The organism is Streptomyces sp. DH-12 (assembly GCF_002899455.1).
Taxonomy (GTDB): Bacteria; Actinomycetota; Actinomycetes; order Streptomycetales; family Streptomycetaceae; genus Streptomyces.
Genome location: NZ_PPFB01000001.1, coordinates 3,611,455 through 3,628,077, shown reverse-complemented (window position 1 = coordinate 3,628,077; position 16,623 = coordinate 3,611,455). Strand labels below are relative to the sequence as shown.

The window sequence follows — 16,623 nt, the reverse complement described above, 5'->3', positions numbered from 1 at the left end:
CGGTCGCGGCCGTGGGGCACGGCCCCAGAACGGCGGGATGAAGCAACTCTCGGTAAACAGATCGTAATTGCGAGTAAAGGACCGGCATAGACTTTCCGGGCAAATGGCGGCAGGTATCACCCCGAGGGGTGAAGTGGCCATTTCGTCGGCTTGTCGTATTAATCCACTTCTTCTTTCCGTGCGACGTTGACGGCGCGGTCGGCATGGACCGGCGCAGCACCACACAACGCCTCGTCGAGCTCTGCCCGAGAGAAGGAAGAAGGTGGGCGAATGGCCGCCACCCCCAGGATCGCCGCCGGCACCGTGATCACCGCGGTCTGCCTCGCCGCGCTCGCCGGCTGCGGGACCGGCGCCGAGGGCGGCGGGCAGGACGGGCCGGAACAGGAGAAGGCGCAGCCGGCCCCCGCGCCGAAGAACGTCGTCCGGCTGATCGGCGACGGCTCCACCGCGTACACCGGCGCCCAGCCGCACCTGCCGAAGCCCGAACGGCTGAAGCCCGGCGAGAAGCCGCCGCAGTTCGTGGTGTTCTCCTGGGACGGCGCGGGCGAGGACAGCCAGAAGCTGTTCTCCCACTTCCGCAAGGTCGCCAGGGAGAACGACGCGACCATGACGTACTTCCTGAGCGGTGTGTACCTCCTTCCGGAGGAGAAGCGCGACCTGTACCACCCGCCACAGCACTCGCCGGGCCGCTCCGACATCGGCTTCAACGACCAGCAGGGCATCGCCGACACCGTGAAGCAGCTGCGGCTGGCCTGGCTCGAGGGCAACGAGATCGGCACCCACTTCAACGGCCACTTCTGCGGCAGCGGCGGCGGGGTCGGGGAGTGGTCGGTGCAGGAGTGGAAGGAGGAGATCGCCCAGGCCAAGCAGTTCGTGAAGACCTGGAAGACCAACACCGGCATGAAGAACGAGGCCCCGCTGCCCTTCGACTACGACAAGGAGCTCATCGGGGCCCGCACACCCTGCCTGGAAGGGCAGAAGAACTTCATGAAGGCCGCCCGGGACCTGGGTTTCCGCTACGACACCAGCGGCGTCAACAACCAGGTCTGGCCCCAGAAGAAGGACGGGCTGTGGGACCTGTCGATGCAGCTCGTGCCCTTCCCCGGCCACTCCTTCGAGCAGCTCACCATGGACTACAACTTCATGGTCAACCAGTCCGGCGCCACCACCCAGGGTGACCCCGCCAAGCACGAGATGTGGGGCGACCAGATGCGGGACGGCCTGCTCCAGGGCTTCGAGCGCGCCTACAACGGCAACAGGGCGCCCCTGATCATCGGCAACCACTTCGAGTCCTGGAACGGCGGCACCTACATGCGCGCCGTCGAGGAGGTCATCGAAGCGGTGTGCACCAAGTCCCAGGTACGGTGCGTCTCCTTCCGGCAGCTGGCGGACTGGCTGGACGCGCAGGACCCGGCGGTCCTGGAGAAGCTGCGCTCGCTGGGCGTCGGCGAGGCCCCGAAGGAGGGCTGGAAGACCTTCCTGGCCTCCGGCCCCGCCCCGGCCCCCAAGGGCGCGCCGGGTTCCTCCGCGCCGAAGGGGTGAGGCTCAGGCGCCGGCGGTGACGCTCTCGCCGAGCACGAAGCCGGGGTCGACCTGCGCCGCCAGGTCGGCCCCGGTGCGCTCGTTCCCCCACGACTGGGCGTTCTTGAGGTGGAAGTGCACCATCTGGCGCGTGTACCGCTCCCAGTCCCGCTGTTCGTACGTCGCGTCAGCGGCGGCGCGCAGCGCGCGCAGGGCGAGCCGGTTGGACTCCTCCAGGCTGTGGAAGCGGGGCGGGCGGCCCTTCTCCATGGCCCGGACCCAGTCCGAGTGGCCCACGGTCACCAGCAGGTCGTCCCCGGCCTCCGCGCGGAGGAAGCCGACGTCGTCCGGCCCCTGCACCTTGTTGCCGACGACCTTGAGCGCCACGCCGAAGTCGCGGGCGTACTCCTTGTACTGGCGGTAGACGGAGACGCCCTTCCGGGTCGGCTCGGCGACGAGGAACGTCATGTCGAAGCGGGTGAACATGCCGGAGGCGAAGGAGTCCGATCCGGCCGTCATGTCGACCACGACGTACTCGTCGGGGCCGTCCACCAGGTGGTTCAGACAGAGCTCCACGGCTCCCGTCTTGGAGTGATAGCAGGCCACTCCCAGGTCGGCGTCGGTGAAGGGACCGGTGACCATCAGACGGACGGCACCGCCCTCCAGGCCCACCGGGCGGGCGCACGCGTCGTAGAGCGGGTTGTCCTCCTGCACCCGCAGCAGCCGGGAGCCCTCGCCGGGCGGGGTCGTCTTGATCATCGTGTCGGCGGACGCGATGCGCGGGTTGCTGCCGCGCAGGTAGTCCTTGATCAGGCGGAGGTGCTCGCCCATCGCGGGGAGGGCGGCGGCCTCGGTCTCGTCCAGGCCCAGCGCGGCCCCGAGGTGCTGGTTGATGTCGGCGTCGACGGCGACGACCGGGGCGCCCTCGGCCGCGAGATGGCGGATGAACAGGGAGGACAGGGTCGTCTTTCCGCTCCCGCCCTTCCCAACGAAAGCAATTTTCATGTTCACGAAGAGTAGTGGATCGATATCTGTGCGTCACGGGAGGGTGTGAAGAAGACCACTCCATCGTGGGGCGGGCGTCCGGGGTGCGTAGGGTCGTACTCATGAGTACGACGGGCGCGACCGCCGATCCCCTCGCGGCACTGGGCAACCTGCCCGGTGTGGCCGACTCCGTGGAGTCCGTGCGCAAGGCCGTGGACCGGGTCTACGGGCACCGGGTCATGCGGCGGCGCAGCAACGAGATCACTTCCGAGGCGGCCCTGCGCGGCGCCCGGGGTTCGGCGGCGCTGTCCGGCGCGGACTGGGCCCTGGAGGAGGTGCGGCGGCGCAGCGACTTCAGCGGTGACGACGAGGCGCGCACCGTGGGCGCGGCGCTGCGGCTGACCGCCGAGGCGGGCCAGTTGCTGTCGATCTGGCGGCAGTCGCCGCTGCGGGTGCTGGCGCGGCTGCACCTGGTCGCCGCGGCCGACAAGGCCGAGCAGGTGGGCCGGCCCCGGCAGGCGGGCGAACCGGTCGACGAGCCCCTGATCGACCTGCCCCTGCCGGGTGCCGGGGAGATGCACGGCCGCCTGGAGGGGCTGGCCGGGGTCGTCATCGCGGGCGGTTCGGCGCCGGCGCTGGTCACGGCCGCCGTGGTGCACGGCGAGCTGCTGGCGCTGCGTCCCTTCACGTCCCACAACGGCCTGGTCGCGCGTACGGCCGAGCGGATCGTCCTGGTCGGCAGCGGACTCGACCCGAAGTCGGTGTGCCCCGCCGAGGTCGGACACGCCGAGCTGGGGCAGGACGCCTATCTGAAGGCGCTGGAGGGCTACATGTCCGGCACGCCCGAAGGCATGGCCGCCTGGATCGCCCACTGCGGGCGCGCGGTCGAACTGGGCGCGCGCGAGTCGACGGCGGTGTGCGAGGCGCTCCAGCGCGGAGCCGCCTGACCGGCGGAAAGGGCGGCGCGGGCCGGAGTGCGGGCCTTGCACGGAGATGCGGCGGTACGAGTACTCGTACCGCCGCTGGCATGTCCACCGCGTTACCAAGCGTCCTCGATATGTGCCCATCAGGTCGGGTTCTTTGCCCGTCCCCTGGTGCGGCTGGCCCGTAATCGACGGGTCGACGTCGCGTGGGTGCGCGGTTTTCATGCTCGGTCCGTGGGGCCTAAAGCGTTCTGAGGCTCGTCCTCTCGGACGTCCTTGGTCTCGCGGGCCGTCAACTCCTTTGTACTCCGGCTTCCCGGAGAGGGGAAGTCCTGGCCGCGTTCCTTTACTTTTTGGTTCAAACAAGCAGTAAACGGACGCAGAAATGGCGAACGCGTCCCTGAGCGGGACGCGCGGCGACAAAAAGTACGTTCAGGCAACCGTCGCGCGGCGCCTGCCCGCGTACCAGACAAGACCCGCGGTGGCCGCCGCCGCACCTATCGCGGCCGCCGCGACAAGGGCGGGACGCGGCGGAACGGAGAACGCCGGGAACCGCTGCTTCAGCCGCACCGGACGGTGGAAATCGAGGATCGGCCACTCACGCGCCAGCGCCTCCCGGCGCAGTGCGCGGTCCGGGTTCACGGCGTGCGGATGGCCGACTGCCTCCAGCATCGGGATGTCGGTCACCGAGTCGCTGTAGGCGTAGCAGCGGGCCAGGTCGTAGCCCTCGGACGCGGCCAGTTCCCGGACCGCCTCCGCCTTGGTCGGACCGTAGGCGTAGTACTCCACCTCGCCGGTGAAGCAGCCGTCGTCGCCCACCACCATGCGGGTGGCCACGACCCGGTCGGCGCCCAGCAGTTCGCCGATCGGCTCGACCACCTCGGCGCCCGAGGTCGACACGATCACGACGTCCCGGCCCGCGGTGTGGTGCTGCTCGATGAGCGTGGCGGCCTCGTCGTAGATGATCGGGTCGATCAGGTCGTGCAGGGTCTCGGCGACGATCTCCTTGACCTGCTGGACGTTCCAGCCGCGGCACAGTGCGGACAGGTACTTCCGCATGCGCTCCATCTGGTCGTGATCCGCGCCGCCGGCGAGGAACACGAACTGGGAGTACGCGGTCCGCAGGACGGCCCTGCGGTTGATCAGTCCGCCTTGGTAGAAGGACTTGCTGAAGGTGAGTGTGCTCGACTTCGCAATGACCGTCTTGTCCAGGTCGAAGAAGGCGGCCGTGCGAGGCAACAAGTGGTTCTCCACGTCCTTGAGCATAGGCGCAGCCCATTCGGCGTAAGGTGTGGCGCGTGGGTTTGCCTGAGGGGGCCCTCGGGTACACCATGGAAGTCACGGATCGTTCGCGACCGTGCTAACCCGGTCCGACTCCTCCCCCCCCGAGTCGGCCGTGGGGACGACCCCCGCTCTCCCCCCCGGCGGGGGTCGTCGCATGTCCGGACGCATTTTCGCCTCTTCTTCCCCTCTCGCGCTCGCGTGTGTTCGCGTGAGCCGCGTGATTGTCATGCGCGCGACTAATGACGGAGGGTAGCGGCTGGACTGCTCTGCGGTCATCGCACAGAAGCCAGGACGGTTTCACCGGTATGGGTGGCCGCGATATCCACAGTCATCGCCCCGTCCACAGTTTTCCACCAAGATCCCCACGATTTCCGGGATCGCTGCACTGTCATTCCCACGCGACCCGCATCGCCGCGAGTTCACACCCGCTTCCGTTGTGCCGGGACGCGTACGGCCGGTTTTCGCCGGCCGGTCCGCGGGAGGCCGCAGCGCGGTCTGCCCACACCTGGAATCGGCGGGGCCCGAGGGCCGCGCGAGGTAGGGAGCACTGGGGACGACATGACCGGAACCGTCACACACGACCCGCCGCCCGGAGGGAACCGGCCGGGCGCACCGCTGATCGTCACCGAGGACACCGGACTCCTCGACGACCTGCTGCGGCTGTGCGCGGCCGCCGGCGCCACACCGGAGGTCCACCACGGACTGCCCGGACCGCGCGGCAGCTGGGAGGCCGCGCCCCTGGTCCTGGTCGGCGACGACGCCGCCCGGCGGGCCCGCGGCGCACCCCGCAGACCGGGGGTGGTGCTGGTCGGCCGCGACCAGGACGACCCCGGCGTCTGGCGGCGGGCCGTCGAGATCGGCGCCGACCACGTGCTGATGCTGCCCGACGGGGAGCAGTGGCTCGTCGACCGCATCGCCGACGTGGCCGAGGGCGTCGGACGGCCCGCCCTGACCGTCGGCGTCATCGGCGGCCGGGGCGGAGCGGGAGCGTCCACCCTGGCGTGCGCGCTCGCCGTCACCTCCGCCCGCGAGGGGCTGCGCACGCTGCTGGTGGACGCCGACCCGCTGGGCGGCGGACTGGACGTGGCGCTCGGCGGTGAGACGGCCAAAGGGCTGCGCTGGCCCGCCTTCGCCTCGTCGCACGGCCGGGTCGGCGGCGGGGCGCTGGAGGAGTCGCTCCCGGAGCTGCACGCGCTGCGGGTGCTGAGCTGGGACCGCGGCGACTGCCTCTCGGTGCCGCCCCGAGCCGTGCGCGCGGTGCTCGCCGCCGCCCGGCGCGGCGGCGGAACCGTCGTGGTCGACCTGCCCAGACGTGTCGACGAAGGTGTCGCCGAAGTCCTCGCCCAGCTCGACCTCGGGCTCCTCGTGGTCCCCGCGGAGCTGCGGGCCGTCGCGGCGGCCGGCCGCGTCGCCTCTGCCGTGGGCATGGTCCTGCGCGACCTGCGCGTCGCCGTCCGCGGACCGTACGCACCCGGCCTGGACGACCGCGAGGTGGCCCGGCTGCTCGGTCTGCCCCTCGTCGGGGACGTGCCCGTCGAGGCCGCCCTCCAGCGCCCGTACGACACGGGCCGGCCGCCGGGGGCGTCGGGCCGGGGACCGCTGGCCCGCTTCTGCAAGGAGTTCTGGGAGCGCGCGCTGGCGGAGGCGAGGACGGCATGAGCGGCACTGAGATGACCGGGGCGGGGACGCCGCCCGGTCTGCTCGACGGGGTGCGGCGGTGGCTGGCCGAGAGCGGCGCCGAACCGACGCCGGCCCGGGTGGCGCAGGCGCTGCGCGAACAGGGCCGGGTGCTCGGCGACGCGGAAGTGCTGGGCGCGGCCGAGCGGTTGCGGTCCGAGCTGGTCGGCAGCGGACCGCTGGAACGGCTGCTGTCCGACCCGACCGTGACCGACGTACTGGTGTCGGCGCCGGACCGGGTCTGGGTGGACCGCGGCGGAGGCCTGACGCTCACCTCGGTCTCGTTCCCGGACGAGCCGTCCGTCCGGCGCCTGGCGCAGCGGCTCGCCGCGGTGGCCGGCCGGCGCCTGGACGACGCGCGGCCCTGGGCCGACGCCCGGCTCCCCGACGGGACCCGGCTGCACGCGGTCCTGCCCCCGGTCGCGGTGGGCGGCACCTGCCTGTCCCTGCGGGTGGTACGGCCGCGTGCCTTCACCCTCGACGAACTGGTGGCGGCCGGGACGGTGCCGCCGGGCGGCGACCGGGTGCTGCGGGCCCTGATGGAGGCGCGGCTGTCCTTCCTGGTCAGCGGCGGTACGGGCACGGGCAAGACGACCCTGCTCAGCGCCCTGCTGGGACTGGTCCGGCCGGACGAGCGGATCGTGCTGGCGGAGGACTCGGCCGAGCTGCGGCCCGACCACCCCCACGTCGTGCGGCTGGAGACCCGGCCCGCCAACCAGGAGGGCGCGGGACTGGTGACCCTGGAGGACCTGGTGCGCCAGGCCCTGCGGATGAGACCGGACCGACTGGTCGTGGGCGAGGTGCGCGGCCCCGAGGTGGTGCATCTGCTCGCCGCCCTCAACACGGGTCATGAAGGCGGCTCGGGCACGGTCCACGCCAACGCGGCGAGTGACGTCCCCGCCCGGCTGGAGGCGCTCGGCACGGCGGCGGGGCTGGACCGGTTCGCCCTGCACAGCCAGCTCGCGGCGGCCTTGTCGGTGGTGGTGCATCTGGTGCGGGACCGGAGCGGCAGGCGCCGGATCGCCGAGGTGCACGTGCTGGAGCGGGACGCCTCGGGGCTGGTGCGGACGGCGCCGGCGCTGTGCTGGGGACCGGAGACCTTCGTCGCCCAGCCGGGCTGGCCGCGCCTGCGGCACCTGCTGCGTACCGCGCACGACGACGAGGTCCGGGCCGGGCGAGAGGCGGTCGGGGCATGAGCGGGGCGACCGGGACGTCGATGGGCGCGGCGGCGTGCCTGGGGGCCGCGGCCTGGCTGCTGGGCGGCGGCGGGCACGCGGAGGCCAGGCGGGTGCGGGCGCTCACCGGGGACGGCAGCGGAGCGTCGGGGCGACCAGGGGCCGTGCTGCGGACCGGGGACCGGCTTCGGCGGCGGCTCCGTGTCGAGTGGGCGTCGTTGGCCGTCGGAGTCGTGCTGGCGGTGTTCGGGGCGTCGGTGCTGCCGGCCGTCGCGGGGGCGGCCGGGGTGCCCGCGCTGCGGAGGGTGCGGCGGGCCGCCGCCGCACGCAAGGAGCGGGACGGTCGCGCGGACGCGGTGATCGCGTTGTGCGGGGCGCTCGCCGGGGAGCTGCGGGCAGGGAGGCAGCCGGGAGAGGCGTTGCTGCCGGCCGCCCGGGACTCCGGAGGGCTCGGTGACATGCAGGCGGCCGTGCTGGCGGCGGCGCGGTTCGGCGGGGACGTGCCGGACGCGCTCGCGGCGGCCGCCCGGCAGCCCGGCGCCGAAGGACTGCGCGGTCTCGCCGCGTGCTGGCGCGTGGCGGTGGACCAGGGCGCGGGCCTCGCGGACGGTCTCGACCGGCTGGAAGCGGCACTGCGCGCCGAGCGGGACCAACGGGCCGACCTGCGCGCACAGTTGTCCGGCGCCCGTACCACGGCGGTGATGCTCGCGGGGCTCCCCGTGGTGGGGCTGGCACTGGGCGCGGCCCTGGGCGCCGATCCGCTGCACGTCCTGCTGCACACGTCGTCGGGATCGGTCTGTCTGGCGGCCGGCGGGGTGCTGGAGGGGCTGGGCCTGTGGTGGGCGCTGAGGATCATGCGCGGCGCCCAGGAGGCGGCGGCGTGAACGGTGACGTCGTCCACAGGCTGGGGACGGTCGCGTGGATCGCGGTCGTGCTCGTCGGGGCGTGGGCGTGGTGGCACCGCATCCGGTGCGAGCGGCGGACACGGCGGCGGCTCGACGCGCTCTCGGCCCGGCAGCGGAGGAGAACCGGCACGCACCTCCCGCTGCTCCGGGCCGCGCGCGGTCGGCTGCCCTACGTGGCGGTCGCGGGCGCCGGGTGGGTGACGGTGGGCGGACTCGGCGGCGTGGGGCTGGGGCTGCTCCTGGCGGCCGGACTGTGGCGCTGGCACCGGCGGACACGGGCGGCCGCTCAGGCGAAGGGGCCCGACATCGCACAGGCGGCGCGTCGACTCCCGCTCGCCGCCGACCTGCTGTCCGCCTGCATCGCGGCCGGTGCCGGCCCGGTACCGGCGGCACAGGCTGTCGGGGAGACCCTGGGCGGCCCGGTCGGGGACGCCTTGGCGCGGGGTGCCGCGGAGGTACGGCTCGGCGGTGAGCCGGGCGAGGCCTGGCGCCGGCTGGCCGCCCTGCCCGGCGCGGTCCCGCTGGCCCGGCTGCTGGAGCGGGCCGATGTGTCCGGACTTCCGCTGGCCGCACCGGTGGGCCGGCTCGCCGCCGAGGCGCGGGCCGAGTGGACCCGCGCGGCGACGGCGCGGGCCCGGCGGGCGGCGGTCCTGATCAGCGCGCCGGTAGGGCTGTGCTTCCTGCCCGCCTTCATCGCCGTCGGCGTCCTGCCCGTGGTGATCGGGCTCGCGGGCGGGGTGCTGGCAGGAGGTGGCTGAGGGCGACGGGACACCGGCGGGACCGGCGCGGGTGACGGATGACCGAGCCGGACGACGAAGGCGGACGACGAAGACGGATCACGAAGACGGATCACGAAGACGGAGGACGGCAAGGACATGGCACGTATGGAGGTTCGGATGTATCGGGTGGTACGGGCGCGGCTGCGTGCCCTGACGGCGAGGGTGCGCGGGACGGGGAGGGACGCCGGGATGGTGACCTCGGAGTACGCGATGGGCATCGTGGCGGCGGTGGCGTTCGCCGTGGTGCTCTACCGGGTGGTCAACAGCGCCCCGGTCAGCACGGCCCTGCGGAACATCGTGCAGCAGGCCCTCGATGGCCGGATGTGACAGGTGGCGCGACCGTGGGTTCGTGACGGCGGAGTCGGCCCTGGTGCTGCCCGTGCTGGTGCTGTTCGTGACGGCGCTGGTCTGGGCGCTGATGGTGGTGGCCGCACAGATCCAGTGCGTGGACGCCGCCCGGGCCGCCGCCCGGGCGGCGGCCCGCCAGGATCCCCCGGACGCGGTGGTCGAGGTGGCCCGGGAGGCCGCGCCGGCCGGTGCGCGGGTCACGGTCGGCCGGGACGCCGAGCAGGTCCGGGTGACCGTCGTGGCGAGGGCGCCGATGCTGCGAGGGCTGCCCTTCGAGCTGCGGGAGGAGGCCGTCGCGGCGGTGGAGGGGACGGTGGCGGCCGCGGGCGTGGGGAGGGGGACGTGAAGGACGCCCCCGCATGCCCGGACCGGGGGTCCGCGTCCGTCTGGAGCGTCGGTGCGGTCGCCGTGCTGTGCGTGGTGTTCGGGGTCGTGCTGGCTCTTGGGCACGCCGTGGTGGTCCGGCACCGGGCGGCGGGAGGCGCGGACCTGGCGGCGCTGGCCGCCGCGGACCACTGGACGCGGGGTGCGGCGCAGGCGTGCGCGCGGGCGGACCGGGTGGCCCGGGCCCAGGGCGCGCGGCTGGTGCGGTGCGTGATGACCGGCGAGGTGTCGGACGTGTCGGTGGCGTCCGGCACGGGGCCGTTCACCGCGGAGGTCAGGGCGCGGGCGGGGCCTGCGCATCCGATGCGGCCTCCGCCGGTTCCCGGCTCGTCCCGGTGACCTTGTGGGCGTCCCCCGCGTCCTCCCGGTCGCCGGCCCCCTCGGGGGTCTCCGCTTCCTCCGCAGTCTCAGCTTCCTCCGCCCCGTCCGCCTTCCCCGCCTTCCCCGCCTTCTCCACGGGGGCCCCCTCCAGCAGCACGTCCAGGAGTCGCACGGCGCCACGCTTGTGCAAGGGATCGTTGCCGTTGCCGCACTTGGGGGACTGGATGCAGGAGGGGCAGCCGGCCTCGCACTCGCAGGAGGCGATGGCCTGGCGGGTGGCCGTGAGCCAGGAGCGGGCGGTACGGAAGGCGCGTTCGGCGAAGCCCGCGCCGCCCGGGTGGCCGTCGTAGACGAAGACCGTGGGCAGCAGGGTGTCGGGGTGCAGCGGGATCGAGACGCCGCCGATGTCCCAGCGGTCGCAGGTCGCGAACAGCGGCAGCATGCCGATCGACGCGTGCTCGGCGGCGTGCAGGGCGCCGCCGAGGATCTCCGGGGCGATCCGGGCCCGGTCCAGCTGGTCCTCGGTGACCGTCCACCACACGGCACGGGTGCGCAGCGTACGAGGAGGGAGGTCGAGTTTTGTCTCGCCGAGCACTTCGCCGGTGATGACCCGCCGCCGCAGGAAGGAGACCACCTGGTTGGTGACCTCGACGGAGCCGAAGCACAGGCGTCCGTCGCCCCAGGGGATCTCGGTGTCCGTCTCCAGCACGGAGATGGACGTCGTGTCCCGGGCCACGGTCGTGTAGGAGGGGTTCGCCCGCTCGACCAGGGCGACGGAGTCCTCCAGGTCCAGGGAGCGGACGACGTAGGTGCGGCCCTGGTGCAGGTGGACCGCGCCCTCGTGGACGCTGGTGTGCGCCGCGCCCGCGTCGACCGTGCCCAGCAGCCGGCCCGTCCCCGCCTCGACGACCTGGACCGGGCGGCCGCCCTCCCCGCGGATGTCGGTGAGGTCGGCGGCCCGTTCGCGGCGGGTCCAGTGCCAGGCCCGCGTCCGGCGGCGCAGCAGCTTCGCGGCCTCCAGCTGTGGCAGCAGCTCCTCGGCGGCGGGGCCGAAGAGGGCGAGGTCGTCCTCCGTGAGGGGCAGTTCCTCGGCCGCCGCGCACAGGTGCGGGGCGAGGACGTAAGGGTTGTCGGGGTCGAGGACGGTCGACTCGACGGGCCGGTCGAAGAGTGCCTCGGGGTGGTGGACGAGGAAGGTGTCCAGCGGGTCGTCGCGGGCCACCAGCACGGCGAGCGCGCCCTGCCCGGAGCGTCCCGCGCGGCCTGCCTGCTGCCACAGGGAGGCGCGGGTGCCCGGGTAACCGGCGATGACGACGGCGTCCAGGCCGGAGACGTCCATGCCGAGTTCCAGGGCGTTGGTGGCGGCGAGGCCCAGGAGTTCGCCGGAGTGCAGGGCGCGTTCGAGGGCGCGGCGCTCCTCGGGGAGGTAGCCGCCCCGGTAGGCGGCGACCCGCCGGACCAGGGAGCGGTCGACCTCGGAGAGACGCTCCTGGGCGATCACGGAGATCAGTTCGGCGCCGCGCCGGGAGCGGACGAAGGCGACCGAGCGGACGCCCTGCACGGTGAGGTCGGTCAGCAGGTCGGCGGCCTCGGCGGTGGCGGTGCGGCGGACGGGGGCGCCCTTCTCGCCGTGCAGCTCGGTCAGCGGCGGCTCCCACAGGGCGAACACCAGTTCACCGCGGGGTGAGGCGTCGTCCGCCACCTCGACGACCGGCAGGCCGGTGAGGCGGCGTGCCGCGACGGCCGGCTCGGCCGCGGTCGCCGAGGCCAGCAGGAACACCGGCGACGCGCCGTAGCGGGCGCACAGCCGCCGCAGCCGGCGCACCACCTGGGCGACGTGCGAGCCGAACACGCCCCGGTAGGTGTGGCACTCGTCGATCACGACGTACTTGAGCGCCTTGAGGAAGGAGGACCAGCGGGGATGGGACGGCAGGATGCCGCGGTGCAGCATGTCGGGGTTGGTCAGCACGTAGTTGGCGTACTGGCGGATCCATTCGCGTTCTTCGAACGGAGTGTCGCCGTCGTGGACCGCCGCGCGCACCGAATGGCCCAGTGACTGTGAAAGTTCCTTCACAGACCGGCACTGGTCCGCGGCGAGGGCCTTCGTGGGGGCGAGGTAGAGGGCGGTGGCGCCCCTGCCGTTCGGGGCCTCGGCGCCGTCCAGCAGGGTGGACAGCACGGGCACGAGGTAGGACAGGGACTTGCCGGAGGCCGTGCCGGTGGCGACCACCACGGACTCGCCGTCCAGGGCGTGCTCGGCGGCCCGTGCCTGGTGGGCCCAGGGGTGTTCGATTCCCGCGGCCTGCACGGCGGCGATCACCTCCGCGCGGATCCGGTCCGGCCAGACGGCATGGCGGCCCTCACGCGGGGGCAAGTGCTCCGTATGAGTAATGCGCGAAGCCCGGCTCGGTCCGGACGCGAGCCGGTCCAGGACGTCGCCCGGCGCGGCGGTCCCGGATCGCGTGTCCGTCGAGGGTCGATCGGATCGGTGATTCTTGGCCATCGGCACCGAGTGTGTCACTGGCGTGACGGACAATGGGGCCAAGGCGTCGTGCACGCCTGCCGGTAAGTGATTGAATGCCATGGCGGCTGGCGAACCGTCCCGGGGGCTGAGCCGAGATGTCCCAAGGGCGACCGCTCGATAGCTAGGTGCTGGAGGATCCGTGGACCTGTCCCTGTCGACCGAGACCGTGGGCGATCGCACGATCGTCAGGGTCGGTGGCGAAATCGACGTATATACCGCGCCCAAGCTGCGCGAGCAGCTGGTCGAGCTGGTGAACGACGGCAGTTTCCACCTTGTCGTCGACATGGAAGGCGTGGACTTCCTCGACTCCACCGGTCTCGGCGTGCTGGTCGGCGGCCTGAAGCGGGTGCGAGCCCACGAGGGCTCGCTGCGCCTGGTCTGCAACCAGGAGCGCATTCTGAAGATCTTCCGCATCACCGGCCTCACCAAGGTGTTCCCGATCCACACCTCGGTCGAGGAAGCGGTGGCGGCGACCGACTGACCGCCCGCTCCCGGGCTCTCGCGCCCGGGCAGCACGAGAGACACCGAAGGGGGCCGGGCGTTCGGCGGCCCGGCCTCTTCACCGCACGTCCGTAGTCGCGAGGGGGATGCATGGCCACCGTCGAACTCCGCTTCAGCGCGCTGCCCGAGCACGTCCGGACCGCCCGGCTCGTGGCGGCGGCGGTGGCGCGCAGGGCCGGAGTGGACGAGGCCGTCCTCGACGAGGTCAGGCTCGCCGTCGGCGAGGCCTGCACCCGGGCCGTCGGGCTGCACCAGCACGTCGGCATCTCGGCGCCGGTGAAGGTGCTGCTGATCGAGGAGGAGAAGCAGTTCTCCATCGAGGTCGGCGACCAGGCCCCGCACGCTCCCGTCAGCGCCCGCGCGGCCGGGGACGTGCTCGGCGACGCGGAGCTGGAGACCGAGGAGGACGAGATGGGCCTCGCGGTCATCAGCGGCCTCGTCGACGACGTCGAGGTCAGTGCCGGGGAGAGCGGCGGATCGATCCGCATGAGGTGGCCCACCACGCCGCCGGCCGCGCAGTTCACCTGACCGGTTCACCCGTACGCCGACCGTTTTCCGAAGGGCCCCCCGCATGGGGGCCCTTCGGCATGTGCGGGTGCCGGAGAGCGCGCTTACAGTGGTTCCCAGCGGTTGATCGCGTGAATTCGTTCACGATCCTCCGTGCCCAGAAAAATGCGACCACGAGAATGCCTCAAAGGCATTACCGATGTCCGGCCGACCGGTGACCGGAGATCAATGGTGAAGAGGGCGTGCGCGCCATTTACATTTCTCGCGGTCTGTTTTGATCAGGTTCCGGTACCTACAATCCCGTCCACATCTTGAGCTCAGCCCAAGCGTCAAGGAGGACGAATGGCGGGGCTTTCCATCTCATACGAGTCGGGCCAACCCACATCCCTCGCAGCCGCCGTGCTGACCGACGAGAACCGCGTGCTCGTGGTGACCATCGGCATCGTGGCCCTGGCGGCGCTGGCGGTCGCGGCGGTCCTGGTGCGCCAGGTGCTCGCGGCCGGCGAGGGCACCGACAGCATGAAGAAGATCGCGGCCGCGGTCCAGGAGGGCGCCAACGCCTATCTGGCCCGCCAGCTGCGCACGCTCGGCGTATTCGCCGTCGTGGTGTTCTTCCTGCTCATGCTGCTGCCCGCGGACGACTGGAACCAGCGTGCCGGTCGGTCGGTGTTCTTCTTGATCGGAGCGGCGTTCTCGGCGGCCACCGGATATATCGGCATGTGGCTCGCCGTGCGCAGCAATGTCCGGGTCGCAGCCGCGGCCCGGGAAGCCACTCCGGCCGAGGGCGAGCCGGAAAGGGATCTCACCGCCGTTTCACACAAGGCGATGAAGATCGCTTTCCGTACGGGCGGTGTGGTCGGCATGTTCACGGTGGGGCTGGGCCTGCTCGGCGCCGCCTGTGTCGTGCTGGTGTACGCGGCCGACGCGCCGAAGGTGCTCGAGGGCTTCGGCCTCGGGGCCGCGCTGATCGCGATGTTCATGCGGGTCGGCGGCGGCATCTTCACCAAGGCCGCCGACGTCGGCGCCGACCTGGTCGGCAAGGTCGAGCAGGGCATTCCGGAGGACGATCCGCGCAATGCCGCGACCATCGCCGACAACGTGGGCGACAACGTCGGCGACTGCGCGGGCATGGCGGCCGACCTCTTCGAGTCGTACGCGGTGACGCTGGTGGCCGCGCTGATCCTCGGGTCGGCGGCCTTCGGCGACGCGGGGCTGGCGCTTCCGCTGCTGGTCCCCGCGATCGGTGTGATCACCGCGATGATCGGCATCTTCGCGGTGGCGCCGAGGCGCGCCGACCGCAGCGGCATGAGCGCGATCAACCGCGGGTTCTTCATCTCCGCGGTGATCTCGCTCGCCCTGGTCGCGATCGCGGTGTTCGTCTACCTGCCGTCGTCGTACGCCGGCCTCGACGGGGTGACCGACGAGGCGATCCTGGGGAAGGGCGGCGACCCGCGGGTCCTCGCGCTGGTCGCGGTGGCCATCGGCATCGTGCTCGCCGCGCTGATCCAGCAGCTCACCGGCTACTTCACCGAGACCACCCGGCGCCCCGTGCGGGACATCGGGAAGACCTCGCTGACCGGCCCGGCCACCGTGGTCCTCGCCGGCATCTCCGTGGGGCTCGAGTCGGCCGTCTACACCGCCCTGCTGATCGGCCTCGGCGTGTACGGGGCGTTCCTGCTCGGCGGCACGTCGATCATGCTGGCGCTGTTCGCGGTGGCCCTGGCCGGCACCGGTCTGCTCACCACGGTCGGTGTGATCGTCGCGATGGACACCTTCGGCCCGGTCTCCGACAACGCGCAGGGCATCGCCGAGATGTCCGGTGACGTCGAGGGCGCGGGCGCGCAGGTGCTCACCGACCTGGACGCGGTCGGCAACACCACCAAGGCGATCACCAAGGGCATCGCCATCGCCACGGCCGTGCTCGCGGCGGCGGCGCTGTTCGGCTCGTACCGGGACGCCATCACCACCGGCGCGCGGGACGTGGGCGAACGGCTCAGCGGCGAGGGCGCGCCCCTGACCCTGCTGATGGACATCTCGCAGCCCAACAACCTCGTCGGCCTGATCGCCGGCGCGGCGGTCGTCTTCCTCTTCTCGGGGCTGGCGATCAACGCCGTGTCGCGGTCGGCGGGCTCGGTGGTCTACGAGGTGCGGCGGCAGTTCCGGGAGAAGCCCGGGATCATGGACTACAGCGAGAAGCCCGAGTACGGCAAGGTCGTCGACATCTGCACCAGGGACGCCCTGCGGGAGCTCGCCACCCCCGGACTGCTCGCCGTGATGGCGCCCATCTTCATCGGGTTCACGCTCGGTGTGGGCGCGCTGGGCGCCTTCCTCGCCGGCGCGATCGGCGCGGGCACGCTGATGGCGGTGTTCCTCGCCAACTCCGGCGGCGCGTGGGACAACGCGAAGAAGCTCGTCGAGGACGGCAACCACGGCGGCAAGGGCAGCGAGGCCCACGCGGCCACCGTCATCGGTGACACGGTCGGCGACCCCTTCAAGGACACCGCGGGACCCGCGATCAACCCCCTGCTGAAGGTGATGAACCTGGTGGCGCTGCTCATCGCGCCCGCGGTCATCGAGTTCTCCTACGGCGCGGACAGGAGCGTGGGGATGAGGGTGCTGATCGCGGCCGTCTCGGCGCTGGTCATCGTCGCCGCGGTGTACGTGTCCAAGCGGCGCGGGATCGCCGTGGACGACGAGGGCGACGCGGAGCCGAGGTCCAACTCGCCGGACCCGGCGGTGGTTTCCCGGTAACGCACGCCGGACACCGGGTCAAGGTGCGGGCGGGCGGCG

Annotated in this window: 15 protein-coding genes; 12 read left to right on the top strand and 3 right to left on the bottom strand. The window is 72.5% G+C overall.

Annotation, left to right across the window (positions count from 1 at the left end):
• The first annotated feature begins 270 nt into the window (after positions 1-270).
• On the top strand, positions 271-1,542 hold the full coding sequence (locus C1708_RS15105; protein ID WP_106413173.1) for a polysaccharide deacetylase family protein: 1,272 nt from the start codon (positions 271-273) through the stop codon (positions 1,540-1,542).
• Positions 1,543-1,545: 3 nt separating this feature from the next.
• Here the strand turns inward: C1708_RS15105 and C1708_RS15100 are convergent, their stop codons facing one another.
• Positions 1,546-2,526: an ATP-binding protein gene (locus tag C1708_RS15100; RefSeq protein ID WP_106413172.1), complete on the bottom strand. Its 981-nt coding sequence runs from the start codon at positions 2,524-2,526 to the stop codon at positions 1,546-1,548.
• A gap of 101 nt (positions 2,527-2,627) precedes the next feature.
• On the opposite strand from C1708_RS15100, the gene C1708_RS15095 reads away from it, so the two are divergent.
• Positions 2,628-3,452 carry a Fic family protein gene (locus tag C1708_RS15095; RefSeq protein WP_106413171.1) on the top strand — a complete coding sequence of 275 codons (825 nt, stop codon included), beginning with the start codon at positions 2,628-2,630 and terminating at the stop codon, positions 3,450-3,452.
• Between the two features lie 408 nt (positions 3,453-3,860).
• Here the strand turns inward: C1708_RS15095 and C1708_RS15090 are convergent, their stop codons facing one another.
• Positions 3,861-4,694 carry an HAD family hydrolase gene (locus tag C1708_RS15090; RefSeq protein WP_106413170.1) on the bottom strand — a complete coding sequence of 278 codons (834 nt, stop codon included), beginning with the start codon at positions 4,692-4,694 and terminating at the stop codon, positions 3,861-3,863.
• A 576-nt stretch (positions 4,695-5,270) separates the two neighbouring features.
• Here C1708_RS15090 and ssd point away from each other — a divergent pair.
• The 7 genes from ssd (at position 5,271) to C1708_RS15055 (ending at position 10,319) form a co-directional block, all read left to right on the top strand.
• A complete protein-coding gene (gene ssd / locus C1708_RS15085) occupies positions 5,271-6,371 on the top strand; it encodes a septum site-determining protein Ssd (RefSeq protein ID WP_106413169.1) in 1,101 nt (366 codons plus the stop codon).
• The gene (locus C1708_RS15080; RefSeq protein ID WP_241911257.1) at positions 6,368-7,585 is read left to right on the top strand and encodes a TadA family conjugal transfer-associated ATPase; all 1,218 of its coding nucleotides are present in this window, start codon (positions 6,368-6,370) and stop codon (positions 7,583-7,585) included. Before ssd ends, C1708_RS15080 begins: the two co-directional genes overlap by 4 nt.
• Positions 7,582-8,448: a type II secretion system F family protein gene (locus tag C1708_RS15075; RefSeq protein ID WP_106413167.1), complete on the top strand. Its 867-nt coding sequence runs from the start codon at positions 7,582-7,584 to the stop codon at positions 8,446-8,448. The genes C1708_RS15080 and C1708_RS15075 overlap by 4 nt, the downstream gene beginning before the upstream one ends.
• Entirely contained in the window at positions 8,445-9,227 is a 783-nt protein-coding gene (locus tag C1708_RS15070) for a type II secretion system F family protein (protein ID WP_106413166.1), read from the top strand. Before C1708_RS15075 ends, C1708_RS15070 begins: the two co-directional genes overlap by 4 nt.
• 138 nt (positions 9,228-9,365) lie before the next feature.
• Positions 9,366-9,575 carry a DUF4244 domain-containing protein gene (locus C1708_RS15065; protein ID WP_106416311.1) on the top strand — a complete coding sequence of 70 codons (210 nt, stop codon included), beginning with the start codon at positions 9,366-9,368 and terminating at the stop codon, positions 9,573-9,575.
• Complete coding sequence (locus C1708_RS15060) at positions 9,562-9,942, top strand: TadE family type IV pilus minor pilin (protein ID WP_106413165.1); 381 nt, start codon at positions 9,562-9,564, stop codon at positions 9,940-9,942. Before C1708_RS15065 ends, C1708_RS15060 begins: the two co-directional genes overlap by 14 nt.
• Entirely contained in the window at positions 9,939-10,319 is a 381-nt protein-coding gene (locus C1708_RS15055) for an Rv3654c family TadE-like protein (RefSeq protein WP_106413164.1), read from the top strand. The genes C1708_RS15060 and C1708_RS15055 overlap by 4 nt, the downstream gene beginning before the upstream one ends.
• On the opposite strand, the gene C1708_RS15050 is transcribed toward C1708_RS15055, so the two are convergent.
• Positions 10,255-12,885: a DEAD/DEAH box helicase gene (locus tag C1708_RS15050; protein ID WP_241911256.1), complete on the bottom strand. Its 2,631-nt coding sequence runs from the start codon at positions 12,883-12,885 to the stop codon at positions 10,255-10,257. The genes C1708_RS15055 and C1708_RS15050 overlap by 65 nt on opposite strands.
• A 79-nt stretch (positions 12,886-12,964) precedes the next feature.
• Here C1708_RS15050 and bldG point away from each other — a divergent pair, with 79 nt between their 5' ends.
• The 3 genes from bldG to C1708_RS15035 all read left to right on the top strand — a co-directional run bounded on the left by bldG (position 12,965) and on the right by C1708_RS15035 (position 16,584).
• Complete coding sequence (bldG, locus tag C1708_RS15045; protein ID WP_006132569.1) at positions 12,965-13,306, top strand: anti-sigma factor antagonist BldG; 342 nt, start codon at positions 12,965-12,967, stop codon at positions 13,304-13,306.
• 110 nt (positions 13,307-13,416) lie between these two features.
• Positions 13,417-13,854 carry an ATP-binding protein gene (locus tag C1708_RS15040; RefSeq protein ID WP_106413162.1) on the top strand — a complete coding sequence of 146 codons (438 nt, stop codon included), beginning with the start codon at positions 13,417-13,419 and terminating at the stop codon, positions 13,852-13,854.
• Between the two features lie 321 nt (positions 13,855-14,175).
• On the top strand, positions 14,176-16,584 hold the full coding sequence (locus tag C1708_RS15035) for a sodium-translocating pyrophosphatase (protein ID WP_106413161.1): 2,409 nt from the start codon (positions 14,176-14,178) through the stop codon (positions 16,582-16,584).
• Positions 16,585-16,623 lie beyond the last annotated feature (39 nt).

Excerpts from the sequence above, each read along its gene's own strand:
- C1708_RS15105 (WP_106413173.1), top strand. The coding sequence starts at position 271 with ATGGCCGCCACCCCCAGGATCGCCGCCGGCACCGTGATCACCGCGGTC.
- C1708_RS15075 (WP_106413167.1), top strand. The coding sequence starts at position 7,582 with ATGAGCGGGGCGACCGGGACGTCGATGGGCGCGGCGGCGTGCCTGGGG.
- ssd (WP_106413169.1), top strand. The coding sequence starts at position 5,271 with ATGACCGGAACCGTCACACACGACCCGCCGCCCGGAGGGAACCGGCCG.
- C1708_RS15100 (WP_106413172.1), bottom strand. The coding sequence starts at position 2,526 with ATGAAAATTGCTTTCGTTGGGAAGGGCGGGAGCGGAAAGACGACCCTG.
- C1708_RS15090 (WP_106413170.1), bottom strand. The coding sequence starts at position 4,694 with ATGCTCAAGGACGTGGAGAACCACTTGTTGCCTCGCACGGCCGCCTTC.
- C1708_RS15060 (WP_106413165.1), top strand. The coding sequence starts at position 9,562 with ATGGCCGGATGTGACAGGTGGCGCGACCGTGGGTTCGTGACGGCGGAG.
- C1708_RS15050 (WP_241911256.1), bottom strand. The coding sequence starts at position 12,885 with ATGGCATTCAATCACTTACCGGCAGGCGTGCACGACGCCTTGGCCCCA.
- C1708_RS15035 (WP_106413161.1), top strand. The coding sequence starts at position 14,176 with ATGGCGGGGCTTTCCATCTCATACGAGTCGGGCCAACCCACATCCCTC.
- C1708_RS15080 (WP_241911257.1), top strand. The coding sequence starts at position 6,368 with ATGAGCGGCACTGAGATGACCGGGGCGGGGACGCCGCCCGGTCTGCTC.
- C1708_RS15065 (WP_106416311.1), top strand. The coding sequence starts at position 9,366 with ATGTATCGGGTGGTACGGGCGCGGCTGCGTGCCCTGACGGCGAGGGTG.
- C1708_RS15095 (WP_106413171.1), top strand. The coding sequence starts at position 2,628 with ATGAGTACGACGGGCGCGACCGCCGATCCCCTCGCGGCACTGGGCAAC.
- C1708_RS15040 (WP_106413162.1), top strand. The coding sequence starts at position 13,417 with ATGGCCACCGTCGAACTCCGCTTCAGCGCGCTGCCCGAGCACGTCCGG.